Source organism: Flavobacterium sp. 90 (assembly GCF_004339525.1).
In the GTDB taxonomy this organism is placed as follows: domain Bacteria; phylum Bacteroidota; class Bacteroidia; order Flavobacteriales; family Flavobacteriaceae; genus Flavobacterium.
In genome coordinates, this window is sequence record NZ_SMGE01000001.1 from 1,277,398 (window position 1) to 1,301,942 (window position 24,545).

General features: G+C 32.5%; 24 protein-coding genes. 9 read left to right on the forward strand and 15 right to left on the reverse strand.

The features are described 5' to 3' along the window. The first annotated feature begins 69 nt into the window (after positions 1-69). The 3 genes from sppA to C8C83_RS05115 all read left to right on the forward strand — a co-directional run bounded on the left by sppA (position 70) and on the right by C8C83_RS05115 (position 5,552). Positions 70-1,827, forward strand: a complete 1,758-nt coding sequence (gene sppA, locus C8C83_RS05105) for a signal peptide peptidase SppA (RefSeq protein WP_121326715.1) — start codon at positions 70-72, stop codon at positions 1,825-1,827. 9 nt (positions 1,828-1,836) lie between these two features. After that, on the forward strand, positions 1,837-2,784 hold the full coding sequence (locus tag C8C83_RS05110) for an alpha/beta fold hydrolase (RefSeq protein ID WP_132011680.1): 948 nt from the start codon (positions 1,837-1,839) through the stop codon (positions 2,782-2,784). 173 nt (positions 2,785-2,957) lie between these two features. Continuing rightward, entirely contained in the window at positions 2,958-5,552 is a 2,595-nt protein-coding gene (locus C8C83_RS05115) for an AsmA family protein (protein WP_121326717.1), read from the forward strand. A 278-nt stretch (positions 5,553-5,830) separates the two neighbouring features. Here the strand turns inward: C8C83_RS05115 and C8C83_RS05120 are convergent, their stop codons facing one another. Both C8C83_RS05120 and C8C83_RS05125 read right to left on the reverse strand, forming a co-directional pair. Next, on the reverse strand, positions 5,831-6,910 hold the full coding sequence (locus C8C83_RS05120; protein WP_121326719.1) for a glycosyltransferase family 9 protein: 1,080 nt from the start codon (positions 6,908-6,910) through the stop codon (positions 5,831-5,833). 259 nt (positions 6,911-7,169) lie between these two features. Further along, positions 7,170-7,964, reverse strand: coding sequence for a DUF2797 domain-containing protein (locus tag C8C83_RS05125; protein ID WP_099712789.1), 795 nt, complete (start codon positions 7,962-7,964; stop codon positions 7,170-7,172). A 256-nt stretch (positions 7,965-8,220) separates the two neighbouring features. Between C8C83_RS05125 and C8C83_RS05130 the strand changes: the two genes are divergently transcribed. The 4 genes from C8C83_RS05130 (at position 8,221) to C8C83_RS05145 (ending at position 11,194) form a co-directional block, all read left to right on the forward strand. Further along, positions 8,221-9,744 (forward strand): GH3 auxin-responsive promoter family protein, encoded by a 1,524-nt coding sequence (locus C8C83_RS05130; RefSeq protein WP_121326721.1) that lies wholly within the window; start codon positions 8,221-8,223, stop codon positions 9,742-9,744. A gap of 117 nt (positions 9,745-9,861) precedes the next feature. After that, positions 9,862-10,287, forward strand: a complete 426-nt coding sequence (locus tag C8C83_RS05135; RefSeq protein ID WP_158598140.1) for a DUF695 domain-containing protein — start codon at positions 9,862-9,864, stop codon at positions 10,285-10,287. 18 nt (positions 10,288-10,305) lie between these two features. Further along, positions 10,306-10,902: a Zn-dependent protease gene (locus tag C8C83_RS05140; protein ID WP_121326725.1), complete on the forward strand. Its 597-nt coding sequence runs from the start codon at positions 10,306-10,308 to the stop codon at positions 10,900-10,902. A gap of 46 nt (positions 10,903-10,948) precedes the next feature. Continuing rightward, complete coding sequence (locus tag C8C83_RS05145) at positions 10,949-11,194, forward strand: redox-active disulfide protein 2 (RefSeq protein WP_121326727.1); 246 nt, start codon at positions 10,949-10,951, stop codon at positions 11,192-11,194. A 310-nt stretch (positions 11,195-11,504) separates the two neighbouring features. Here the strand turns inward: C8C83_RS05145 and serB are convergent, their stop codons facing one another. From serB to C8C83_RS05180, 7 genes are all read right to left on the reverse strand, one after another. After that, positions 11,505-12,731, reverse strand: a complete 1,227-nt coding sequence (gene serB, locus C8C83_RS05150) for a phosphoserine phosphatase SerB (RefSeq protein ID WP_121326729.1) — start codon at positions 12,729-12,731, stop codon at positions 11,505-11,507. Positions 12,732-12,968: 237 nt separating this feature from the next. Then, positions 12,969-13,409 (reverse strand): VOC family protein, encoded by a 441-nt coding sequence (locus tag C8C83_RS05155; RefSeq protein WP_121326731.1) that lies wholly within the window; start codon positions 13,407-13,409, stop codon positions 12,969-12,971. Between the two features lie 68 nt (positions 13,410-13,477). After that, positions 13,478-13,921, reverse strand: a complete 444-nt coding sequence (locus C8C83_RS05160) for an SRPBCC domain-containing protein (protein ID WP_121329957.1) — start codon at positions 13,919-13,921, stop codon at positions 13,478-13,480. 1 nt (position 13,922) lies between these two features. Beyond that, a complete protein-coding gene (locus tag C8C83_RS05165) occupies positions 13,923-14,330 on the reverse strand; it encodes a VOC family protein (RefSeq protein WP_132011681.1) in 408 nt (135 codons plus the stop codon). 159 nt (positions 14,331-14,489) lie between these two features. After that, positions 14,490-14,894 (reverse strand): SRPBCC family protein, encoded by a 405-nt coding sequence (locus tag C8C83_RS05170; protein WP_121326733.1) that lies wholly within the window; start codon positions 14,892-14,894, stop codon positions 14,490-14,492. 47 nt (positions 14,895-14,941) lie between these two features. Next, on the reverse strand, positions 14,942-15,349 hold the full coding sequence (locus C8C83_RS05175; RefSeq protein ID WP_121326735.1) for an SRPBCC domain-containing protein: 408 nt from the start codon (positions 15,347-15,349) through the stop codon (positions 14,942-14,944). Positions 15,350-15,367: 18 nt separating this feature from the next. Continuing rightward, positions 15,368-15,778 (reverse strand): VOC family protein, encoded by a 411-nt coding sequence (locus tag C8C83_RS05180; RefSeq protein WP_121326737.1) that lies wholly within the window; start codon positions 15,776-15,778, stop codon positions 15,368-15,370. Positions 15,779-15,918: 140 nt separating this feature from the next. Between C8C83_RS05180 and C8C83_RS05185 the strand changes: the two genes are divergently transcribed. Beyond that, positions 15,919-16,884, forward strand: coding sequence for a helix-turn-helix domain-containing protein (locus C8C83_RS05185; protein WP_121326739.1), 966 nt, complete (start codon positions 15,919-15,921; stop codon positions 16,882-16,884). A 155-nt stretch (positions 16,885-17,039) separates the two neighbouring features. Here the strand turns inward: C8C83_RS05185 and C8C83_RS05190 are convergent, their stop codons facing one another. From C8C83_RS05190 to C8C83_RS05215, 6 genes are all read right to left on the reverse strand, one after another. Further along, positions 17,040-17,714 carry a murein L,D-transpeptidase catalytic domain-containing protein gene (locus tag C8C83_RS05190; protein ID WP_121326741.1) on the reverse strand — a complete coding sequence of 225 codons (675 nt, stop codon included), beginning with the start codon at positions 17,712-17,714 and terminating at the stop codon, positions 17,040-17,042. Between the two features lie 113 nt (positions 17,715-17,827). Continuing rightward, positions 17,828-19,060 (reverse strand): ATP-dependent Clp protease ATP-binding subunit ClpX, encoded by a 1,233-nt coding sequence (gene clpX / locus C8C83_RS05195; RefSeq protein ID WP_099710804.1) that lies wholly within the window; start codon positions 19,058-19,060, stop codon positions 17,828-17,830. Positions 19,061-19,227: 167 nt separating this feature from the next. Then, the gene (gene clpP / locus C8C83_RS05200) at positions 19,228-19,902 is read right to left on the reverse strand and encodes an ATP-dependent Clp endopeptidase proteolytic subunit ClpP (protein WP_089054473.1); all 675 of its coding nucleotides are present in this window, start codon (positions 19,900-19,902) and stop codon (positions 19,228-19,230) included. A gap of 379 nt (positions 19,903-20,281) precedes the next feature. Continuing rightward, complete coding sequence (locus C8C83_RS05205) at positions 20,282-21,604, reverse strand: trigger factor (protein WP_121326743.1); 1,323 nt, start codon at positions 21,602-21,604, stop codon at positions 20,282-20,284. A gap of 118 nt (positions 21,605-21,722) precedes the next feature. Then, positions 21,723-22,067 (reverse strand): phage holin family protein, encoded by a 345-nt coding sequence (locus tag C8C83_RS05210; RefSeq protein ID WP_121326744.1) that lies wholly within the window; start codon positions 22,065-22,067, stop codon positions 21,723-21,725. Positions 22,068-22,173: 106 nt separating this feature from the next. After that, on the reverse strand, positions 22,174-22,938 hold the full coding sequence (locus tag C8C83_RS05215) for an alpha/beta fold hydrolase (RefSeq protein ID WP_121326746.1): 765 nt from the start codon (positions 22,936-22,938) through the stop codon (positions 22,174-22,176). Between the two features lie 221 nt (positions 22,939-23,159). Here C8C83_RS05215 and C8C83_RS05220 point away from each other — a divergent pair, with 221 nt between their 5' ends. Next, entirely contained in the window at positions 23,160-24,527 is a 1,368-nt protein-coding gene (locus C8C83_RS05220) for a hypothetical protein (RefSeq protein WP_121326748.1), read from the forward strand. Positions 24,528-24,545: the final 18 nt, after the last annotated feature.

The window sequence follows — 24,545 nt, forward strand, 5'->3', positions numbered from 1 at the left end:
TTAAATTCTATTTAGATTATATTTGTAACAAACCAACCTTTTTTACTACTTATTAAAAAAAATATACTTATGAAGTTTTTAGGAAATGTAATTGCCACAGTTATTGGTATTTTTGTATTTATTATGCTCTTCTTTTTTGGCGTAATTCTAATTGGGACGATTTTTGGCGGAGAGGATTCTGTTTCTGTTAAGGGTGATTCTGTTATAGAATTAGATTTAAAACAAATTCAAAATGATTACGCCGGAAAATACAAAGATCCTTGGATAACTGTTTTTTCGGATAAAAAAGGAATCGGTTTAACCGATGTTATCAACGCTATCGAAGCAGCAAAAACGGATGATAACATTAAAGGAATTTCTATTTTAAATGATCAGTCTTCTTTAGGATTGGCGCAATATAAAGATTTGAGAAATGCACTCGAAAGTTTCAAAAAATCAGGAAAATTTGTTTGGGCATATGCCAATACGTATTCTCAAAAAGAATATTATTTAAACTCGGTTGCAAATACTGTTTATTTGAATCCTGCGGGAGATTTAGACTTCAAAGGACTTTCATCTGAAGTAATGTTCTTTAAAGATTTTCAGGATAAATCAGGTATTCATATGGAAGTGATTCGTCACGGAAAATACAAAAGTGCCGTTGAGCCTTTCTTAGAAAACAAAATGAGCGATGCTAACAGAGAACAAGTTACAGCATTATTAAACTCAATCTGGACAACGGTTACAAATGATATTTCGAAAAGCAGAAATATTCCTGTTGCTAAATTAAACGAAATCGCAAATGGTTTGCTTGCCAGAACTCCGGAAATGGCAAAAGCGCAACATTTAGTAGATATTGTTGCTTATGAAGATGTATATCACAATGCGATTAAAAAGGCATTGAAAGTAACCGGAGACGATGATTACAACAAAATTTCAATCTCAGATTATACGCAAAACAACATCACAACAGCTTTGACGAATACCGCAACAGATCAAATCGCAATTATTTACGCTCAAGGCGAAATACAAAGCGGTGAAGGAGATGTGACTGTAATTGGTGAAGGTTCAATGCGTCGTTCGTTGCAGGAAGCCAGAAAAAATGAAGATGTAAAAGCTATCGTTCTTAGAATTGATAGTCCGGGCGGAAGCGCTCTGACTTCTGATTTGATCTGGAGAGAAATCGAAATCACTAAAAAAGTAAAACCGGTTGTCGTTTCAATGGGTAATTATGCTGCTTCGGGAGGATATTACATTGCTTGTAACGCTAACAAAATTTTTGCCGAAAACAATACTATTACGGGTTCTATTGGCGTATTTGGTATCTTGCCTAACTTTAGCCCTTTGGCAACTAAATTAGGAATCAATACAGAACAAGTAAAAACACACGAAAACTCAGCTAATTATAGTCCGTTTGTGCCAATTGACGAGAAATTTAAAGCTTTTACATTAGAAGGAGTTGAAAACATCTACAATACTTTTGTAACGCATGTGGCTCAAGGCCGAAAAATGACTTTTGCGCAAGTAGACGCTATCGCACAAGGAAGAGTCTGGTCAGGAACTGAGGCTTTAAAAATTGGTTTGGTTGACAAAATTGGAGGCTTAAATGATGCTATTGCTGAGGCTGCAAAAATTGCTAAAGTAAAAACATACAGCACTCAAAACTATCCTGAATATGATAAAACATTCAATGATTTACTTTCAAATCTGCCTTTTGCACAATCGAAAGAAGCTTTTATAAAAGAAGAAATCGGAGAAGAAAACTACCAACTTATCGAACAGGTAAAAAGATTTCAAAATCAAAAAGGTGTTCAGGCAATCCTTCCTTTTGGGTTAAACATCAAATAATTTAAATAGATGAAAAATATAGTTCTTCTGCTTACTATTTTCTTTTTGAGCTTTGTAAATGCTCAGGATAAAAAACAAGATACCTATAAAGAGTCTAGTGTAATTTTAAAAATTAACAACGATCAGCTTTTTGGTACTTTGACCGTTCCTGATTTAACGAAGAAATATCCTGTTGCCTTAATAATTGCAGGTTCAGGACCAACAGACAGAGACGGAAATAATCCGATGATGAAAAACAATTCGCTAAAAATGCTGGCGGAAGCTCTCGCAAAAAACGGAATTGCATCATTAAGATATGACAAAAGAGGAATTGGTGAAAGTAAAGCTTCTGCAATATCTGAATCTAGTTTAGTTTTTGAAAATTATACCGAAGATGCCAAAAGCTGGATTAATTTCCTGAAACAAGACAAACGTTTTTCGCAATTAGTAATCATTGGACATAGCGAAGGTTCTTTAATAGGAATGATTGCGGGCGCAAAAGCAAATAAGTTTATTTCTATTGCCGGAGCCGGAGATTCAGCAGATAAAATCATAAAGACACAAATTGCAAGCAAATCAAACAAGCAAATTGAAGACATGACTTTCCCAATTATCGATAGTTTAAAAACTGGAAATACGGTTAAAAAAGTTGATCCAATGCTAAATTCACTTTTCAGATCAAGCATTCAGCCGTATTTAATTTCCTGGTTTAAATACAATCCACAAACAGAAATCACAAAACTGAACGTTCCTATTTTGATTCTGCAAGGAAACAACGATTTGCAAGTCACAGTACAAGATGCTGAAAACTTATCCAAGTCTAACAAAAATGCCGAATTACTGATCGTCGATAAAATGAATCACATCATGAAAATTATCGACGGCGACAAACAGGCAAATTTAGAAAGTTATAATAACGCCACTTTACCAATTTCAGAAGTTATGATTAATAAGATTGTTTCTTTTATTCTGAAGTAATTAAAATAATAAAAACCAAAATCCGTTTGAATATATAGTCAAACGGATTTTTTTATTTCAACTAATAAAGTAAAATTCTTACAGTTTTTAAGAAAACTTTATCGCAGAACTAAATCAAAAAAGCTATTTTTGCAACAGTTAAATATTCATATTAAATCCTCAAATCTATAAATATGTTAAAGAAAATTCTAAAAATCGCAGCCATTGTACTTGTCGTCATTGTTGCTGCATTATTTGCCATTCCTTATTTTTTTAAAGATCAGATAAAAGCCAAAATTGCTGAGGCTATTAATGAAAGTGTTGATGCAAAAGTAAGTTTTGCTGATGCTGATTTAAGCTTGTTTAAAAACTTCCCAAATGCAACTGTTGGAATCGAGAAATTGGTTATCATCAACAAAGCTCCTTTTGAAGGTGACACTTTGGTTTCGCTTGGCGAATTGAATCTAAAAATGAGTATTAAAGAACTTTTCAAAGGAAAAGACGAACCTTTAAGTATTCAGGGAATTAGCTCTACGAATGGTTTAATTAATATCATCTTTAATAAAGATGGCGTTGGGAACTTCGATATCGCTTTAAAAGACAAAGAAGAAACTAAGAAAAATGATGCAAGCAAACCGCTTTCATTAAAAATTCAGGGTTATAAAATCGAAAATTTCACCTTTAGATATATCGATCAGGGATCAAAAATTAAAATGGTAATTGATAGTTTAAATCACGAAGGAACGGGAGATTTTACCAATTCTAAACTTGATTTGACTACAAAATCTACTGCCAAAGTATCTTTGGATATGGATAAAATCAATTACATGAAAAACGTAAAACTGACTTTAGACGCCGTTTTAGGAATTGATTTAGAAAAAAGTAAATATACTTTTAAAGAAAACAAAGCTTTGATTAACCAATTACCGTTAGAATTTGACGGTTTTATTCAGATGGTTGATGCAGGTCAGATTTATGATTTAAAATTCAAAACACCAACATCCTCTTTTACCAATTTCTTAGGTTTAATTCCTTCGGCATATGCTTCTGGCTTAGATGGTGTAAAAACAACTGGAGATTTTACTGTAGCTGGTTTTGCAAAAGGGGAATTAACAGATACTACTGTTCCTAAATTCAATATTGCGATTGCTTCAAACAATGCTTCTTTTCAATATCCTAACTTACCAAAATCGGTTCAGAATATTGTAATTGACACAAAAATCATCAACGAAACAGGAATTCTAAATGACACCTACGTTAATTTAGACAAGCTTTCTTTTAGAATTGATCAGGACGTTTTTAGCGCTAAAGCGAATATCAAAAACATTACAGTAAATCCTATTGTAGATGCAGCATTAAAAGGAACAATCAATTTAGCAAACCTTTCTAAAGCATATCCAATCAAACTGGACAAACCGTTGGCTGGTATTTTAAAAGCTGATGTTACAACCAATTTTGATATGGCATCTGTAGAAAAAAGCCAATATCAAAACATAAAAAATGCCGGAACAATGAGTTTGTCAGGCTTTAAATATACAGATGAGAATAACAAATCTATGAATATTAGTACGGCTTTGGTTGAATTTAATCCAAGCACTATTAATCTGAAAAAATTTGATGCTACAACCGGAAAAAGTGATTTAAGCATAAATGGTGTTCTGGAAAATTTCTATGGTTTTATGTTTAAAAAACAAGAGCTAAAAGGAAATTTCAACATGAGCTCAAACCAATTGGCTGTTGATGATTTTATGACTGCCGGTGAACCTGCAACTGAAAAGAAAGCAGCAAAACCAACAGAAGCGATGAAGATTCCAGCTTTTTTAAATTGTACTATTAATGCAAAAGCAACAACGGTTTTATACGATAATTTAAAACTAAAAGATGTTTCGGGCAAACTAATCGTAAAAGACGAGAAAGCAACTCTGGAAAACTTCAAAACTTCGATTTTTGGAGGAACAATTGGTTTAACAGGAACGGTTTCTACAAAAGCAAAAGTGCCAACTTTTGATATGAATTTAGGTTTCAATCAAGTTGATATCGCACAGACTTTTACACAATTGGACATGATGAAAAAAATTGCTCCAATTGCCGGAATCATTAATGGTAAATTAAATTCGACTATTAAATTAAACGGAAATTTAGACGCAAAAGAATTAACTCCGGATTTAAGTTCTATTTCAGGAGATTTGTTAGGACAATTACTTTCGACAACCATAAACTCTAAAAACTCAACTGTATTAAATGCTTTGACATCAAACATTAAATTTATCGATATGAATAAGATAAATTTAAATGACATCAAAGCTGCCTTAACTTTTGAAAACGGAAAGGTAAACGTAAAACCATTTGACATTAAATATCAGGATATTAAAATCACCGTTGGCGGGACTCATGGTTTTGACCAAACGATGAATTACAACCTAAAATTGGATGTTCCGGCGAAATATTTAGGAAGTGAAGCAAATGCTTTTATTTCGAAAATGTCTCCTGCTGATGCTGCGAAATTGCAAAACATTCCGATAAATGCGATGATTACAGGGAATTTTTCGAATCCAAAAATCTCAACGGATATGAAATCTGCTGTAACGAGTTTAGCATCTCAGGTTGCAAATCAACAAAAAGAAAAGTTGACACAAAAAGGAACTTCTGCACTTAATGATTTAATCAATAAAAACACAAAGGCAAAAGATACTACAAAAGCTGCTGCAACTGAAAAAGAACAGAAAACTCAAGAAGTTACTAAAAAAGCAAGTGACTTGATAAATGGTTTGTTCAAGAAGAAAAACTAACTAAAAAGAAGCATAAAAAAAGAGGCATTCATTGTGATGAATGCCTCTTTTTTTATGCTTTAAAATACTTTTCAATCAAGAGTTGAAAGTCTATAATTTGTGCCGTTAGGCACTAAATATTCCTAGAAAACATGAATTGAAAAAATTTAGCGTGCCGTAGGTACGAAATAGTTTTATCATTTTGTTGCGTAATTACGGCACACCAACGTAATTCTAATCTACAATAACTATCAATAATTAGTACTTAACGGTAGATTTTACTCTTGATTTATACTTTATTAAATTGCGTCTGATAAGGTATTTAGTTTACCATTATTCAAAAGTGAGTTTATCATTTTTATATAATCTTTTTTAGCATATAAATTGACATCTACTCCAATACTGCAATTATCATAAGGCTCATATTTTTTCATGTTTGATACTGAAAACAATCCAATTGTTGGCGTTTGAACAGCGCTTGCCAAATGCATAATTCCACTGTCTGCACCAATAAATAAATCAGCATTGGCGATTACAGATCCTATTTCGCGAATGTCTTTACTATAAAACGCAGGTGCTTTAAAGTCAATTTGAGAAACATTTTCTACTGGCAAAATTTCAATGATATTGTACTCTTTATATTCTGTTGTAAGTTGTTTATAGAAATTCTCCCACCAATCTTCTGCCAGGCATTTTGAACCGGTTGCATAAGTAAATATGCAGATTGTTCTTTTAGAATTATGAACTAAATCATGTAACGTTTTCTTTCCTTGAGCAATTTCCGAAGACGATAATTTAAGATCTATTGGAGCTATTATTTTATTACTTTTTGCGAGGCCAAGTTTGGTTAAGTAATATCGAAAGTTATAAACCGGGTATTTTGCAATATGATCGTAGTCATTTTTTACAAGTTGAGATTCTTCATGTAAATCTCCGTAAAATTTATACTTAGCGTTAGAAAATTGGACTGCTAAACGTCCTGAAGAAGAGTTTTGATCGACATTGATCGCAACATCATATTTTTGTTTTTTTATCGAAATCCATACATTCATGTATTTCAGTAAATTTTTGAAGGGCTTTTTGGGCAAATCGATTACTTTATCAATGCTTTCGTAATTCTCAAAAATTATTGGAGCTAAAGTTCCCTTAACAAACAAATCAACTTTACAATTTGGAAATATTTCCATGACTTCCTGAACGAGAGGCGTAATCAATAAAAGATTCCCTAACCTTGCATTTGGTCTGCAAATTAAAACCCGTTTAATCTCAGATTTATCAACCAAAAAAAATCCCTGATCACTTTTGGGTTTTCCAATGTTCTTAGTCAGACTGCGCATTACGCCACGCCTATAATGATTAATTTTGCTTAAAACACTCATCTATGAAATAATTTAGGGGTTATAAAATCTATATTCGATTTTAGAAAAATTGAAAAGATTCAACTAACTCAAAGCTAGCCTCTTTTTTTTTCTAAATTTAAATTCTTTCAATTAAGCAATTATTACAAAATTGTAACGAAAATGTTTCAACATTCACATCTTCAACTACTTAAAAGAGACTTAAAAATACAAAAAATATTATATAAACACTAAATTATTAGACAGTTAGGCATTAACAATCGACGTTTAGTAACTCATACTAGACGTTTATTTCGACAACATAACCTTCAGAACCACGAATATTAAATACAGTTCCGTTTTCAAAAATTAAATACTGCCCTTTAATTCCTGTTAATTTTCCCTGAAAAGAAGGTGTCTTATCCAAGTTCAAACTAGCCACTTTTGCAGGATAATTTAGAACAGGATAATGCAATTCATAAAGATCATTTTTTTGAGAATAAAAGTATTCCTGAACTTCAGACGGAATTAAGCTTTCTACTTTTACTTTTTCAGCAATCAAATCAAAACTTTCGCCTGTACTTTGAAGCATTTTTCTCCAATTGGTTTTATCCGTATAATGATCTTTTAGCGCAACCTCCGTAATTCCGGCCAAATATCGATTAGGAACCTCAACAATTGCGATTGCTTGTGTCGCTCCCTGATCGATCCAACGGGTTGGAACTTGTGTTTTGCGCGTTACACCAACTTTTACTTCACTTGCAAGTGCCAAATAGACAATATGCGGTTGCAATTGCACTTTTTGCTCGTAGTCTAAATCACGATCGGCGATTCCTAAGTGAGCCGTACTTAATTCAGGTCGCATAATCCAATCTCCAACTGCGGGACTAGAGTAAAAACAATCATAACAAAAACCTTGTCTGTATATTTTTTTCTTTTTATGACAATTCAAACATTCATAACCCACAAAATTAATTTCAATCTCTTTATTCAATAATTGATTCATATTTAGAAAACTATCTTCGAAAACCAAATAATATTGAATTGGATCTCCCATTTCAGTTTGCATTTTTGTAAGTACTCCTTGATATGTCATTTTAATTTTAAATTTTAGATTGCCGATTTTAGATTTTAATTCACTTTGAAGAATTTGGAACATTATATCTTATAATTCCATTTTTGAAGTTGAATCTTTAGTTCAAATACAATTGTTTTTTATAAAAAAACACTATTTTTGATACAGCGACAAAGTTAGTATTTGTCTATCGATATTCAAATTTTAAATTTTCTTGATTTTAAACTAATCATGAAATTAAAATCTAAAATCATCAATCTAAAATCTATTTTTCTCCATGCCCTTATCAATAATCAACTCGTTTGCCTCTTGGGTCCTGAAACAAAGGATACATCAAATTGAACTTTTTCTAAAATACCCGAATGAAGTTCAGGAAGAACTGTTGCACAATTTATTGACATCGTCAGAGAATACGATTATCGGAAAAAAATATGATTTTGCGTCTATCAATTCCTATGCTACTTTTGTGGAAAGAGTTCCAATCGCAACTTATGAAGAATTGCAACCCTTAATTGAACGCACACGCCAAGGCGAACAAAATGTTTTTTGGGAAACTCCAATAAAATGGTTTGCCAAATCTAGCGGAACTACGAATGCCAAAAGCAAGTTTATCCCCGTAAGTAACGAAGCACTGGAAGATTGTCATTATAAAGGAAGTAAGGATTTACTTTGTTTGTATTTGAATAACAACGAGGATTCTGAATTGTTTCTTGGGAAAAGTCTTCGCTTAGGTGGAAGTTCTCAGATTTACGAAAACAATAATACTTTCTTTGGAGATTTGTCGGCTATTTTGATTGAAAACATGCCTATTTGGGCTGAATTTAGCAGCACGCCAAGCAGCAAAACCTCTTTAATGAGCGAATGGGAATCTAAGATTGCTGCAATTATAAATGAAACCAAAAACGAAAACGTAACCAGTTTTGCCGGAGTTCCGTCCTGGATGTTGGTTTTGATGAATAAAGTTTTAGAAAATACAGGAAAACAAAGTTTATTAGAGCTTTGGCCAAATTTGGAAGTTTACTTTCATGGAGGCGTGAGTTTTTCTCCATATAAAGATCAATACAAGAAAATTTTACCTAGCAAGGATTTCAAATATTACGAAATATACAATGCTTCTGAAGGCTTTTTTGCCATTCAGGATTTGAATAATTCAAGCGATTTATTACTGATGCTGGATTACGGAATTTTCTACGAATTTATTTCGATGGATACTTTTGGAACTCCAAATCAAAAAGTGGTTCGTTTAGCAGATGTTGAATTGGATAAAAACTACGCTATTGTTATTACTACAAATTCTGGTTTGTGGCGTTATTTAATTGGTGATACCGTTCGATTTACTTCTTTAAATCCGTATAGAATTCGTGTTACCGGAAGAACAAAGCATCATATTAATGTTTTTGGTGAAGAATTAATGGTCGAAAATACTGATCAGGCAATTGCCAAAGCTTGCCAGCTTACACAAACCGAAGTTATTGATTACACCGTTGCTCCAATTTTTATGCAGGACAAAGAAAAAGGTGCGCACGAATGGATGATCGAATTCAAGAAAAACCCTGCCGATGTTGGGCTTTTCCAAAAGGTTCTGGATGAAACTTTACAAACTTTAAACTCTGATTACGAAGCCAAACGCCATAATAATATGACTTTGAATCCTCTTGTAATTAATGTCGCTCGTGAAAACTTATTTTATGACTGGTTAAAGGAACGTGATAAACTTGGCGGACAACATAAGATTCCGAGACTTTCGAATCAAAGAGATTATTTGGAGCAGTTGAAGGAGATGTGTACAGTTAAGAACTAAACACGAATTTCACAAATTTTCACGAATTAAATGAAAAGTAAAATCAGAAGAATATTTATTTTACTCTTTGTTACCATAGCAACAACTTCATTTTGTCAAAATAAAACAATAGAAAAAATGGAATGGCTAACAACTAGAACTGAATATGAAGGTCTTCCATTATATTTAAGAATTCCAAATTATAAAAACATTTGGGAGTACAAATCAAAATATCCTGAATTAATCAATATAACTCATGAATTTGAGAGCATTAAAGATAATGGATTACCAACATCTGACTATAACAAATCTATCATGGATTTTGATCTCGAAATAACAAACATATTTCAAAATCAAGAAAATTGCGGCATTATTTTTCTAGTTGAAACTTATGGAGGAGAAAGAAACTATTGGTTTTACGGAGAAGATTCTAAAGCGGTTTCTAAACTTTTCAATGAGTTAAAAATTAAACATCCAGACAAAAAAATAAAACTAGATTGTCAAAATAATTCTGATTGGGGCTTTATAAAAGACTATCCTATCCAATTGTACAAAAACCAATAACAACGAAGAACAATAACAATGAGACATTATTTTTTGATATTAATAATTGCTTTTATTTCTTGTACCAATACAAAAGAGCAAAATCAAAAAATAATCGTTATTCAGCCTTTAGGAAATTTCAATATTGAACAGTCAAAAAGCGTCTTTAATAAAATCAAAACAATTAACCCAAATGTTGTTTTAAGAGAAAACATTCCCTTTCCCGAAAATGCTTATTATCAACCCCGAAACAGATATCGAGCGGACAGTATTATCAAAATAATCAAAAATAATATTGGCAAAGACTCTGTCATTGTTGGATTATCTAATCGTGATATTAGCGTAACCAAAGGAAAAATCAAGGATTGGGGCGTTATGGGACTAGGTTATCATCCCGGAAAATCTTGTGTCGTTTCTGATTTTAGACTAAGTAAACAAAATAAAAGCCAGCAATTTTATAAAGTCGTTCTACATGAATTAGGTCATACAGAAGGATTACCTCATTGTCCTGTAAAAACTTGCTTAATGAGAGATGCAGAAGGAAAAAACCATATGGATGAAGAAACTGATTTTTGCTTAAAATGTAAAAACTTTTTAATTGGAAAAGGCTGGAAATTAAACAATCCTGTAACCTGATATTTCACCATAAAAACATATATAATTAACCCAAAACCAAACCAAAATGAAAACCAAAAGATTTAGCGAAATGACTACTGAAGAATTACTTAAAAGCGAAAAAACTTCAAAAATTACCACTTATACATTTGCAGGAATCTTATTTCTCTTATTTCTAGTCAATATATTTCTTTTTTCTAAAAAAGGATTTACTGCGTCTCTGGTTATTCCTTTTGCGTTGCTGCCAATACTTTTTTTAAACTTCAAGACTTTGAATGATATTAAAAAAGAATTGAAATCCAGAGAAAATTAAGAAACCGATAATTCCACTAAAGCGCATGAGGGATAGAAGTGGAAATCCTTTTTGTCCGCCACGGCGGACAAAAAGATTGAAACGGATAGCCCGACCCACTTTTTTCGGCGGGACATGCCCATAAAAAAAACCTTAGCTTTATTGAGAAACTAAGGTTTTTATTTTTTATTGTTTGTCTTGTTTGTCATTTCGACCGAAGGGAGAAATCACACGCGAAACTCGATATAGATTGGCGATTATGCGGATGGAATTTCTAGTGTGATTTCTCCCTTCGTTCGAAATGACAAATAAACGAAATGACAAAAAAATGCTACATCATATCAATATATCTATCGTGATATCCTAATAAATATAAAACTCCGTCAAGACCTAAACTTGAAATTGAGGTTGAGGCGTTTTCTTTTACTTTTGGTTTTGCGTGAAAAGCAATTCCTAATCCGGCTAGATTTAGCATTGGTAAATCATTTGCTCCATCTCCAACTGCAATAGTCTGGTTGATGTGAATTCCTTCTTTTTCGGCAATTGCTTTTAGATATTCGGCTTTCTTTTGACCGTCTACGATTTCGCCCAAATATTTACCGGTTAATTTACCGTCTTTAATTTCTAATTGATTGGCATGAACATAATCAATACCCAATTCTTTTTGCAGATAATCTCCAAAATAAGTGAATCCTCCAGATAAAATCGCCGTTTTATATCCGTAATATTTCAAGGCTTTCATCAAACGATGCGCTCCTTTTGTTATTGGTAAATTTACAGCAACATTTTGCAAAACATCTTCGCTCAAACCTTCCAATAACGCCATACGCTGTTTGAAACTTTCGTTGAAATCTATTTCGCCATTCATCGCAGATTCTGTAATGGCACGAACTTGTTCTCCTACTCCATTTAGTTCTGCCAATTCATCAATTACCTCGGTTTGAATTAAAGTTGAATCCATATCAAAGCAAACTAAACGTCTGTTTCTTCTGTAGATATTGTCTTCCTGAAACGAAATATCGACATTTAAAGTTCTGGAAATTTCCATGAAACTTGCCGTCATAGCAATTTTATCTACAATATCTCCGGTTAGTGATAATTGTATACAAGAACGTGGATAATCTTCTTTTTCAACTACAGATGTTCTGCCTGTTAATCTTATGATAGAAACAATATTCAAATTTTGGTCGGATAATAACTTTGCGACTGCGGCTAATTGCGAAGCGGCAAGTTTCTCTCCTAAAATATTAATAATATAACGTTGCTTAGATTGTGTTTTTACCCAATTTTCGTAATCTTCAATTGAAATTGGAATAAATTTTACCTTTACTTCTAATTCATAAGCTTTAAACAACAAATCTTTTAAAACTGGTCCTGAACTAGAGCCTGCTTCTACTTCGAATAAAATACCCAAAGATAATGTATCATGAATATCGGCCTGACCAATATCTAAAATATTAGCATCATAAGCAGCCAATACTGCTGTCAAACCAGCTGTTACTCCTGGTTTATCATGTCCTGAAACTTTTAATAGAATAATTTCTTTCTCTTCTGCCATTTTATCTTTGTTGATTTTTTAAGAAGCGACAAAAATCGGCAATCTATTTTTTATAAAAAAGGATATTGTTTGTTTTTTTTGTAAAGAAAAAGCACATATGAATGTGCTTTTTGAATTAATTTAACAATAATACTTTACTATTGAAATAACGTAACAAGTGGGATTGTTTTATCACCACGAATTCACGAATTATATTCGCTTAATGAGAAAAATTCGTGAATTCGTGGCGATGAAAAATTATTTTTGGTTTTCATCGAAATTCACCATCCAGCTTATACCAAATTTATCTTTGAACATTCCGAAATAAGCGCCCCAAAATGTTTTCCCAAGAGGCATATAAATAGTTCCTCCTGCCGAAAGTCCGTTGAAGATTCTGTCTGCTTCTGCTTCACTTTCTACATTGATTGATACTGAAAAGTTTCCACCAAAAACTACATCACCTGATTGTTCGTTACTATCGCTTCCCATTAAAATGGTGTCACCAATTGGCAATGAAACGTGCATAATTCTGTTAGCATCTTTATCTGATACTTCCGGACAGCTTCCGTTTTCGTCTGCAGGCATGTCTTTAAATTTTCCGATATACGGAAATTCTCCTCCAAAAACTGATTTGTAAAATAGAAATGCTTCTTCGCAATTTCCGTTAAAAATTAAATAAGGGTTTACTGATGTTGCCATGATATTTTGTTTTTTTTGTTTGTTATAGTTATTCTATTCTCTTAAGTCTATCCTCTTTCTTCTATTCTCTATTCTCCTGCTTCTGATAGCTCTTTTACAACTTCTAATCCTTTTGGGAAAACTTCTTTATAATAATCGATATACTTTTCGACTGTATCAATTTGAGCGACTAAATCTATAAATTCATCATCCGGAATTAATCGATAGGTTTCCATTGCGCCACTCCACTTTTTTGTTTCTTCGTTAATTGGTAATTCTTCAAAGTCTTTTATTTCACCCAAATGTTTAAAAGCCATATACTCATTTAGAACTTTCGTCTCGATAATACTATACATTCCTTCTCCGCTGGGAGACATGAAATGCACTTTATCACCTTGATTCCAATCGGTTATAGTGTATGAACCTTCACAAAAAACTCCTGTCCATTTTTTATAGGTTTCGTCATCCCATAAAACTGACCAGATTTTTTCTGCCGACGCCTTGATTCTGATTTTAAATTCTAATGTTTCCATATTATGATAATTTACTAAAATCCATAAAAAGTACATTCCAACGATGACCGTCTAAATCTGCAAAACCAAAACCATACATCCAACCTTGACTTTCTGCAGGAGGAGCAAAAACGGTTCCGCCAGCTTCTGCAACTTTTTTTGCCAATTCATCAACTTCTGCAACACTTTCTGCATCAATCGAAATCAAAACTTCTGAACTCAATTTTGTATCGGTAAGTTTGTTTTGAGAAAAACTGGCGAATAATGATTCTTCAAAAAGCATTACTACAAATTTTCCTTCACCCACGATCATGCAAGTCGAACTTGGCGTATCGTGTTCTTCATTAAAAGAGAATCCTATTTTCGAGAAAAAGGCTTTAGATTTTGCCACCTCTTTTACAGGCAAATTCAGCCAAATTTGTTTTGTCATAGTTTTATGTTTAGGTTAAACCATATAAGTGATGTAAGATAATTTAAGTGATACTTGCTAAGTTTATGTTCTCGCAAAGTCGCAGAGTCACAAAGTTTTTTTTCCTCGGTCCCTTTGAACCTTTGTCCCTTTTTTAAGCCTTTGAACCTTAGAAAAAAACTAATTTTGCTCTACATAACTTTTAAAATTATCCATGATTGCCTGCCAGCCTCCGCGTTGCATCTCCTCTGGATTTTGGGTTTCTGGATCAAAACTTTCGACTACTTCAATTCCACTTGGAGTTTCTTCGAAACTAATTTCTACTTTTCTGCCATCTCCCAAAACATATTCAATTGCTTTGTGTTTTTCTACCAATGTATATTCACCACCAAAATCAAAACTCATGCTGCCATCTTTTGCTGCCATTGTAGATTTAAATGTTCCGCCTTCTCTTAAATCATTTTCGGCATAAGGCGTGTGCCAGTCTGGCGAAGCAAAGCTCCATTTTGTAATGTGTTCCGGCAATGTCCATAAATCCCAAACTTTGTCTATTGATGCGCTAATTGTGTTTTTTACTGTTATCATTATATCTTTTTGTTTATTGTTTAATATTTGTTTTTTAATTGATTTAATTATTCAAAATTTTCAACGTATTCTTTAAATTTCTGAACAACTGCCTTACAAAATTGCTCTTGCATATCCTCAGAAAGTGTTGCTTCAGGTTCAAATATTTCTGTAAGTTTTGTTTCTGAACCTAAATTTTCAAAACGAATACTTGCAATTCTATTGTCCGAAAGTCGATATTCAATTAATGAAAATTTTTCTATTTTAGTGTAAACTCCTTCAAAATCAAAACCCTCGTTTCCATTTTTTGAAGCCATTGTAAATTTGAATTTACCGCCTACTTTCAAATCATTTTCTGCAAAAGGTGTATGCCAATCTGCAAAAGGAATATTCCAATTCTTTATGTGTTCCGGTAATGTCCATAATTCCCACACTTTCTCAACTGGTGCATTAATTAAATTTTGAACTTTTATCATTTTACAGTTTTATCTTAGTTACATTTTATCCGGAATCTGATCTTCATCTATAACCGAGAATTCCCAATGATGTCCATCTAAATCAAAAAAGGAACGATAATACATCCAACCATAATCTTGTGCTTCTGCATATTCAGTTGCTCCATTTTTGAGCGCGTTCTCAATGATTTCATCTACTTTTTCACGACTTTCAGTTTGTACGGAAAGAATTACCTCGTTAGTAGTTTCTGCATTGCAAATTTCTTTGTGTGTAAATGTTTTATAGAACTCTTCAACTAACAACATCGCATTGATGTTTTTACCAATGATCAGACAAGTTCCTTTATCATTTGTAAATTGTGGATTGAACGAAAAACCTAAGTGGGTAAAAAATGATATTGACCGATTTAAATCTTTTACAGGAAGATTTAAGAAAATTTTTGTTTCCATTTTTATATAAAATTACAAATTATTAAGACAAAATTAGATTATTAACATTAAGCTTAAGATACTTTAAATGTCAACTTTAGGGTCATTTAAGACAATTTATCTACTTTTGTTAGAATATTTTTTTCTAAAATAACAAGACGATGACTAAGAAAGTAGGCCTGATCATACCTCATGATTATAAGTTATTAAGCATAGCAGCGATTTTAGAAGTTTTTGAAACGGCTAATAAACTTGCTAAAGAAGATCAAAAACCGTTTGACATTATGGTTTTTCAATTGGCTGAACAGATTAGCGATAAACGTTTATTTGGATATGATGTAAATATTATTGAAGAATCGAATGAATCTTTGGGTCTGATTTTGATTCCGGCTTTTACCACTGATAATATGAGTGAAATGATTGCGAAGAATAAAAATTTTATTCCGTGGTTAAAAAAACAACATACATCAGGCGCCGAATTAGCGAGTTTTTGTACAGGCGCTTTTTTATTTGCTGCTTCAGGTTTGCTCAACGAAAAACTGGCAACAACTCATGTCGACGCTTGTAGTGCTTTTACTAAAGCTTTTCCAATGGTGAAACTAAAACCCGAAGAAACTTTAACAGCCGACGGAAGTCTATATACCAGCGGTGGTTCTACCTCAACATTTCATTTATTGATTCTTTTAGTTCAAAAATATTGTGGAAATGAAATTGCAGTACAAATTGCAAAAATATTCTCGATCGATTTGAACCGATATAAGCAAAGCTACTTTAGCACTTTTAGACCCAATCATTTGCATAATGATACGCTGGTTGCGATGCTACAGCAAAAAATAGAAAGTCAATATCATTCGATCGAAAAACTGGAAGAAATCACAAAAGATATTCCAACAAGTGCGCGCAACATGACACGAAGATTTAAACAAGTTACGGGAATTCCGCCAATTGAATATTTACAAAATATAAGAGTCGAAAGTTCTAAGAAATATTTAGAACAAACACAGCTTTCGATTTCGGAGATTATCGAAAAAACAGGTTACAATGATCCCAAAGCTTTTAGAAAAGTATTCTATAAAATGGTTGGAATGAAACCTATTGAATATCGCGAGAAATTTAGGGTTCAGTAATTTTTTTAGGAGCAGAAATCTCGTTTTCAAAAGGCCTCCTTTCCTGCTCTACACTATATCTTTTGTCGTGAAACCCACGACAAAAGGATATCGTTTCGATCAGGGCTAAATCAGAAATCTCATTTTCATAATTTAACAAGCACTTTAAAAAGAAACTACGATGATTTTATAATCCACATCAAGACCTTTTTATTTTGTTTCAAAAGCGCGTCAATTTCTGTCATGCTTTCATTTGAAACTGCGGGACAACCCCAACCTTCAGGCGTTCCTTCAGGATAAGTTTCATTACTTGAAATGGCATCCCAGGAATGCAAAACAATAGCACGATTTCTTGCATTTGAGTTTGTATTGTCTTTTCCTTGTAATATGTAATTCACTTTAATTCCCCATTGACTTACACCACGATCCAAAATAACAAATTTGCCAATCGACGAGCAATGTGAATCAAACTCGTTACTTATTATTGCTTTTTCTTTTGACATTGTTGCACCCCATTTATTATCGCCACAACCATGACTCACTATATAGGATTTTGAGATTTTGTCTTTTTTAAAATCATAAACAAAAAACCTTTTCAAACCGGAATGCACTCCTAAATCAATTAGAAAAAACTGATCTTGATTTAGATTATTTTTTTGGCAGTATTGCTTTGCTTCTTTGTAATACTTGCTGTAATTAATTTCTTTAATTTCATTACGAGGTTTTATTTCCGAAGTTGTTGGATTTGTTTTTATAACACTAGATAAATTATTTTCAGAAATATCTTTATTCTTATTACACGATAAAAGCAAAAGGAAAATTAAATTTAAAACAACAAATATTTTTTTCATAATTAAAGACAGAAGTGTTCCTCAAAAGTATAAAAAAAACCTGTTCAAATAAATGAACAGGTTTTAAGGAAACTTTGTCAAAGTTTTGAACTTTGACAAAATAATATCAATATTTAAGAAGCAATTTCCATTCGCTTCAATAAGTTTTTATTCAAAGTATGTTTTGCATAATCTTTGTCGATTGTCAAAACTTTATCGTCTGAACTTGGCAATTCGTACATTGCATCTGTTAAGATAGCTTCACATAACGAACGTAATCCACGAGCTCCTAATTTGTATTCTAATGCTTTGTCAACAATAAAATCTAATGCTTCGTTTGTAATCGTAAATTCAACATCATCCATCATGAATAATTTTTGATATTGTTTGATTAACGCATTTTTAGGTTGTGTCAAAATTGCACGTAATGTTTCGCGATCTAAAGGATCCATATGTGTCAAAACTGGCAAACGACCAATTATCTCCGGAATCAATCCAAAATCTTTAATGTCTTTTGGAATGATATATTGCAGCAAATTGTCTTTATCAATATTATCTACATTTTTAGATGTAGAATATCCAACTGCCTGACGGTTTAAACGTTTAGAAATAATACGCTCAACTCCATCAAAAGCTCCACCTGCGATAAACAAGATGTTTTGAGTATTTACCTCAACAAATTTCTGGTCCGGATGTTTACGTCCTCCTTTTGGTGGCACATTTACAACTGTTCCTTCTAATAGTTTCAATAAAGCTTGTTGAACTCCTTCACCAGAAACGTCACGTGTTATCGATGGATTATCGCTCTTACGGGCAATTTTATCAATCTCATCAATAAATACGATTCCTCTTTCTGCTTTTGTAACGTCGTAATCAGCGGCTTGTAATAAACGTGTCAAAATACTTTCGACATCTTCACCAACATAACCTGCTTCTGTAAGTACAGTTGCATCTACGATAGCCAAAGGAACATCTAACATTTTTGCGATAGTTTTTGCTACCAATGTTTTTCCGGTTCCGGTTTGACCAACCATGATAATGTTACTTTTTTCAATCTCTACTTCGTCGTCCAATTGCTGTTGCATTAAACGTTTGTAGTGATTGTAAACCGCAACTGACATTACTTTTTTAGTCTGATCCTGACCAATTACATATTGATCTAAGAAAGCTCTGATTTCTTTTGGTTTCTTTAAAATTAAATCCCCAACAAGTTTAGCGCTTCCGCTTGATTTTAATTCTTCTAATACAATTCCGTGTGCTTGTTCAATACACTTATCACAGATATGTGCATTGATACCTGCAATTAATAAATTAGTTTCTGGCTTCTTTCTTCCACAAAACGAACATTCTAATACTACTTTTGCCATTCTTTATTTAAGTTACTAAGCTGCAAAGATACTAAGTTTCTAAGCTTTTTACTTTAAAACTTAAAAACTTAGCATCTTTCAGCTTAATCTTTTTTTTATTTTTTTGAATTTCAAATTAAATAGAATACTAAGAACCTTAGTGTCTTAGTAACTTAGAAACTCAAAAATTATCCTCTTCTCAATACTTCATCAATCATTCCGTACTCTTTAGCTTCGTCAGCGATCATCCAATAATCACGCTCACTGTCTTTGTGTACTTTATCAAAAGTTTGTCCTGAATGTTGAGAGATGATGTTATACAATTCATCTTTCAATTTCAACATTTCACGTAAGTTGATTTCCATATCAGTTGCAACTCCTTGTGCTCCTCCAGATGGTTGGTGAATCATTACTCTTGAATGTGGTAATGCTGAACGTTTTCCTGCTGCTCCTGCACATAATAAAACTGCTCCCATTGAAGCTGCCATTCCTGTACAAATTGTCGCTACATCTGGTTTGATGTATTGCATTGTGTCATAAATTCCTAATCCTGCGTAAACGCTTCCTCCAGGAGAATTTAGATAAATTTGAATATCTTTTGATGCATCAGCGCTTTCTAAAAATAATAACTGAGCCTGAACGATATTAGCGATTTGATCGTCGATACCTGTTCCTAAAAAGATGATTCTGTCCATCATTAATCTTGAAAAAACGTCTAATTGAGAAATATTCAACTGACGTTCTTCTATAATATATGGAGTCATATTAGTTGGGTTCATCGCTGCTATGATTTTGTCATAGTACATTGCGTTTACTCCTTGGTGCTTTGTAGCAAATTTTTTAAATTCTTTACCGTAGTTCATATGTATCTGTTCTAAGTTTTACTTTATTTAATGTATATATTCTTCATCAAAGGTTGTACCTATTTCTAAAGAATGTCAATTTGTCTTATTTTGAAAATTTGTTTCAGGTTTATTTTGTTTCAGGTTTCTAGTTCTGGAACTTGTTTCTTAAATAGCCCAGATAGTAGTGAAAAGCTTTTTGAATTCCGGTTTTTAGTTTTTTTATTCTTGGAAAGCGACTGGAAGAAGCTCTTGCAAGAATTTTAAAAACTTAAACGGAAGAAAAAAACTTGAAACGGATAGCTGGATTAGCTTCTGAAAAGTAATCAAAATTAATTTAAAACAAAAGAGCGTCAGGAAAAAACTTCCTGACGCTCAAATATATTTATTGTTTTAGAAATTATTCTCCGTAAGAAGCGGCAATAAATTCTTCGTAAGTTACTTCTTTAGTTGTTGGATTTGCTTTTTCTTTAAACACTTCTAACAATTTTTCTGCAACTACTTGCTCAGAAAGTCTTTTTACTTCGTCTTGGTTAGATAAAACTCTAGCCACGATTCCTTGTACTTCTTCGTCAGTTGGATTTGTTTGTCCAAATTGAGCCATTTGTTGTTTGATAGCGTTTGTTGTAAAAGCTTTCAAATCTTCAAAAGTAATTTGGATATTACTTTGAGCCATTGCTTTTCCTTCGATTAATTGAAAACGTAATCCTTTTTCAGATCTTGCGTATTCAACTTCAGCTTCTTCTGCAGAAAGTTTTTTCTCTCCAACAGTTTGTAACCATTTTTTAAGGAATGCAGATGGTAAATCAAATTTTGTATTTTCGATCAAGAAATCCTGAACGTCTAATAATAATTTTTGATCTGCTTGTTGCGCGAATTGAGCTTCAGCATCTTCTTTAATTTTAGATTTCAAATCCTCTAAAGAAGCTACTTTTCCTTCACCAAAAAGTTTATCAAAAAGCTCTTGGTTTAATTCAGCCAATTCTGCTCCGTTGATAGCTTCGATAGTAAAGTTTACTTCGATATCTAAACCGTGAACATCATCATGACCAACTTTTAGGTAATCCATTAATTGATGATCATCTTCGAATAAACCTTTTGTACTAATAGTAACTACGTCACCAACTTTTTTACCGATGAATTTATCACCTGCTTTTTTGTTGAATGTAGAAACTGAAATTGTAGTTGTATTGTTGATTCCTTTTTCTTCGTTTGAGAAAGTTCCAGTTAAATCTGAATCAGCAGCAACCACTTCTTGTGGAATTGCTTTTCCAAATTGTTTTTGGATACGCTCTACTTGTCCGTCGATTAATTTATCGTCAGCAGTTACAACATATTTTACGATATTATTTTTTGCTTCTAAGTCAATTTCGAAAGTAGGAACTAAACCAATTTCGTATTCGAAAGTTAATTCTTCAGCATCCCAATCAAAGTTTTCGTTTTCTTTAGCAAGAGGAGTTCCTAAAAGATTTAATCTTTCAGATTGAACAAAACGCTCTAAAGCCAAATCAACTACTTTTTTAACTTCTTCTTGCTTAATTGCTTTTCCGTATTGTTTTTCAACAAGATCTTTAGGAACTTGTCCTTTTCTAAAACCTTTTACGGTAGCCAATGGCATTTTTTCGTTTATTCTTTTTGCTACCTGACCTTTATAATCCATGTGAACAACGTTTAATACAATCGTTTCGTTCACAGCATCTGTTGCTACTCTTTTAATATCCATCTTCTTCTTTAATTTACATAATAAAATTGGGTTGCAAAATTATAAAATTTTTGCAACCCAACCAAGTTTTTAATCTATTGTATTTGAAGACGTTTTAAACACGCTTTCAATTTTTATTTTATTTATCGTCTCCAACTATTTTATAAGTAATAGACTGAAGAATAGACAATATAATACTAAAGATTAACGCGGTCAAGAAAGAATCGACTGCAAAACCTCCAACTATATTGGTGCACAACAAAATAATGATTGCATTAATTACCAACAAAAACAGCCCTAAAGTAATAACCGTTACCGGCAAAGTCAGAATTACCAATATTGGTTTTATAAATAGATTTAATAATCCTAAGACAATTGCAACGATTATCGCTGTTGTAAAACTGGCAACATGTACGCCCGGCAAGAAGTTAGCAATTAACAAAACCAAGCCAGCAGTAACAAGGAGTCTAAGTAATAATTTCATATTTTTTTGATTTTAAAGTTATAATAAAAGTAATGATTTTTATATTCATCAACTATTGCAGTACTATTTTTTGCCACTCCCGATAGTTATAAGTATTTAAGCTTACTTACTCTTTTAAGAACTCAGTCGTTAATTCAAAAAACATTTTAGGGTTTTCGGCATGAAGCCAATGTCCTGCGTTTGGAATGGTTTCGAACTTAGCTTTTGGAAAATGCTGACGTATTGCATCAAAATCTGAATCTGCAATATATCCCGAAGCTCCTCCTCTAATAAATAAGGTTTCTTTTTCGAAAACTAAACCATCAGGCAAAGCTTTACCTATAGCGTCGAGATTATTATTAAAAACTTCTAAGTTGAATCTGAAAGCCAATTGTCCTGGCTCTTTCCAATACAGGTTTTTCAACAAAAACTGACGTGTTCCAAAATCAGATACATATTGCGCAACTATCGCTTCGACATCATTTCGGCTTGGTTTTACCGAAAAATCTACTGCGTTTAAACCTGCCAAAATATCCTGATGATGTTGTTTATAAAATCTCGGACCAATATCTGCCACAATTAATTTGTCTACAATTTCTGGATGTGTCGTTGCAAAAAGCATCGCAACTTTTCCGCCCATTGAATGTCCTAACATATCTATTTTGTTTAATTGATTGGCTTGGCAATATTCGAAAACGTCTTGTACCATTGCTTCATAGCTCCATTCATCTGAATGAAAACTGCGACCGTGATTGCGCAAATCTAAAATATGAACCTGAAATCCTGCTTCAACATATTGTCCGGCAAGTGTTTTCCAGTTATCAGACATACCAAGAAATCCATGCATGATAATAAATGGTTTCCCTTCGCCTTCTATTTTTGAGTATAACATTTGTATTTGGTTTTTAAAAAACAGATCACAAAGGTAAAAAACTTATCTATCAATCTCTAACAGAACCTATTCTATAAGACTGTTTTTTAATCTTGTTTTTTATACAAAAAAGTTCGCCGTTTTACGGTTTCCCGTAAGTATATTAAAATTTTGCAAAGTATCTTGCGTGCTCAAAAATCAAAACAAAAACTTGATTTAATCCATTAATTAAAGACCTTACCATGATTAAAAAATTCCTTTTATTATCATTAGTTGTTTCTCAACTAACAATTTCTTGTTCTAGCGATGACAGTCCGGAAAACCAACCAGAGAAACCAACTGCAGAACAAACATTAGCGGAGCAAATTGCAAATATTGTTAAACAGCCTTATTCTAAATTAACTCCGGCAGACCAAAAAATCAAAGTAGAAGCTGAAGCTAATGAAATGTTGGTTCAATTGGACAAATCAAAAAGTTCTGGTGCCATCGAAGCAATTCAAAACTTAGGTCGCTTATTTAGTCTTAAGCACATTGATCTTTTTGATGGAAAAAGTGACAATGGAGTAGAAGAAGTTTTAAACATTTCTGGTGTTTACGGTATTTATACTTGGAATAACACTAACAAAACATGGACAAAAACAGCTTCAACAACTGAATTAAAATTTGTTTTTCCTGCAAAAGCATCTCAAACTGCAAACAATGCAATATTAACATCTAAAAGCACTTCTTCTGATATAAAATTCTCTAATACAGACACCTACGGAGAATGGAACTACAATAGCGAAACAGGACAATGGGAAAACACTCCTTCTGTAGTAGATTGGTTTTACTTACCAACTTCTGTAGATGCTGTTTTAACAATTGACGGAACTCAGTCTGCTACTTTAGCTTCAACTGCAAAATATTCATCTAAAAACAAATCTCCTGAAGAGTATACTTATAAAGTAACTTTGAATGATGGTTATACTTGGGAAATGAATGGTAAAAAAGCAGCTGAATCTACTTCAAAAGCATCTTTTACTTATAATGGTAAAAATTTAATCGAATTTAATGTAGGAAGTACAGCTGATATCGATAATTTAATTAATACACCAGAACTTAATCAATACAAAGGAAAAGCCAATGGTTTGGTTAACATCATGGACAACTTTGTTATTGTAAGTGAAGCTGACATGGTTAATTTAGGAATTGACAGTGAAAATTTAGAAAAAAGTTTAGTTGACGTTGACTATGATAGCAAAGACTTCTATACAAATGAGAACAGTAATAATTTAAAATATTCTCAAGGTACTGCTACTAGTTTAAATAAAAACATAAAAGCAATTTTAGCATCTAAAAAAGATGGAACTAAAATAGCTGATGTTGTTGTACATTCAGAAGCAGATGGAAGCTATCGTACTCTTCAAAAATGGGTTGTAGACGCTACTAATTCTAATGGTGGTTACTGGACTTATGATGAGAACTCAACAATCGAAGTTAAATATTACACTGAAGTATATTATTTAAAATTCAATGATAATACAGAAGTTGCAATGAGTGTATATTTCTCAAAAGGATTTGAAAATCTAAACACAAAATTTAAAGACTTTTATACTTCTTTCAAGAAATAAAAATCTTTTATAAAATAA

Excerpts from the sequence above, each read along its gene's own strand:
- serB (WP_121326729.1), bottom strand. The coding sequence starts at position 12,731 with ATGGCAGAAGAGAAAGAAATTATTCTATTAAAAGTTTCAGGACATGAT.
- C8C83_RS05210 (WP_121326744.1), bottom strand. The coding sequence starts at position 22,067 with ATGAAATTATTACTTAGACTCCTTGTTACTGCTGGCTTGGTTTTGTTA.
- C8C83_RS05180 (WP_121326737.1), bottom strand. The coding sequence starts at position 15,778 with ATGGAAACAAAAATTTTCTTAAATCTTCCTGTAAAAGATTTAAATCGG.
- C8C83_RS05120 (WP_121326719.1), bottom strand. The coding sequence starts at position 6,910 with ATGAGTGTTTTAAGCAAAATTAATCATTATAGGCGTGGCGTAATGCGC.
- C8C83_RS05165 (WP_132011681.1), bottom strand. The coding sequence starts at position 14,330 with ATGACAAAACAAATTTGGCTGAATTTGCCTGTAAAAGAGGTGGCAAAA.
- C8C83_RS05170 (WP_121326733.1), bottom strand. The coding sequence starts at position 14,894 with ATGATAACAGTAAAAAACACAATTAGCGCATCAATAGACAAAGTTTGG.
- C8C83_RS05145 (WP_121326727.1), top strand. The coding sequence starts at position 10,949 with ATGAAAACCAAAAGATTTAGCGAAATGACTACTGAAGAATTACTTAAA.
- clpX (WP_099710804.1), bottom strand. The coding sequence starts at position 19,060 with ATGGCAAAAGTAGTATTAGAATGTTCGTTTTGTGGAAGAAAGAAGCCA.
- C8C83_RS05130 (WP_121326721.1), top strand. The coding sequence starts at position 8,221 with ATGCCCTTATCAATAATCAACTCGTTTGCCTCTTGGGTCCTGAAACAA.
- C8C83_RS05110 (WP_132011680.1), top strand. The coding sequence starts at position 1,837 with ATGAAAAATATAGTTCTTCTGCTTACTATTTTCTTTTTGAGCTTTGTA.
- C8C83_RS05175 (WP_121326735.1), bottom strand. The coding sequence starts at position 15,349 with ATGATAAAAGTTCAAAATTTAATTAATGCACCAGTTGAGAAAGTGTGG.
- C8C83_RS05190 (WP_121326741.1), bottom strand. The coding sequence starts at position 17,714 with ATGAAAAAAATATTTGTTGTTTTAAATTTAATTTTCCTTTTGCTTTTA.
- C8C83_RS05140 (WP_121326725.1), top strand. The coding sequence starts at position 10,306 with ATGAGACATTATTTTTTGATATTAATAATTGCTTTTATTTCTTGTACC.
- sppA (WP_121326715.1), top strand. The coding sequence starts at position 70 with ATGAAGTTTTTAGGAAATGTAATTGCCACAGTTATTGGTATTTTTGTA.
- C8C83_RS05135 (WP_158598140.1), top strand. The coding sequence starts at position 9,862 with ATGGAATGGCTAACAACTAGAACTGAATATGAAGGTCTTCCATTATAT.
- C8C83_RS05115 (WP_121326717.1), top strand. The coding sequence starts at position 2,958 with ATGTTAAAGAAAATTCTAAAAATCGCAGCCATTGTACTTGTCGTCATT.
- C8C83_RS05155 (WP_121326731.1), bottom strand. The coding sequence starts at position 13,409 with ATGGCAACATCAGTAAACCCTTATTTAATTTTTAACGGAAATTGCGAA.
- C8C83_RS05185 (WP_121326739.1), top strand. The coding sequence starts at position 15,919 with ATGACTAAGAAAGTAGGCCTGATCATACCTCATGATTATAAGTTATTA.
- C8C83_RS05205 (WP_121326743.1), bottom strand. The coding sequence starts at position 21,604 with ATGGATATTAAAAGAGTAGCAACAGATGCTGTGAACGAAACGATTGTA.
- C8C83_RS05125 (WP_099712789.1), bottom strand. The coding sequence starts at position 7,964 with ATGACATATCAAGGAGTACTTACAAAAATGCAAACTGAAATGGGAGAT.
- C8C83_RS05160 (WP_121329957.1), bottom strand. The coding sequence starts at position 13,921 with ATGGAAACATTAGAATTTAAAATCAGAATCAAGGCGTCGGCAGAAAAA.
- C8C83_RS05220 (WP_121326748.1), top strand. The coding sequence starts at position 23,160 with ATGATTAAAAAATTCCTTTTATTATCATTAGTTGTTTCTCAACTAACA.
- clpP (WP_089054473.1), bottom strand. The coding sequence starts at position 19,902 with ATGAACTACGGTAAAGAATTTAAAAAATTTGCTACAAAGCACCAAGGA.
- C8C83_RS05215 (WP_121326746.1), bottom strand. The coding sequence starts at position 22,938 with ATGTTATACTCAAAAATAGAAGGCGAAGGGAAACCATTTATTATCATG.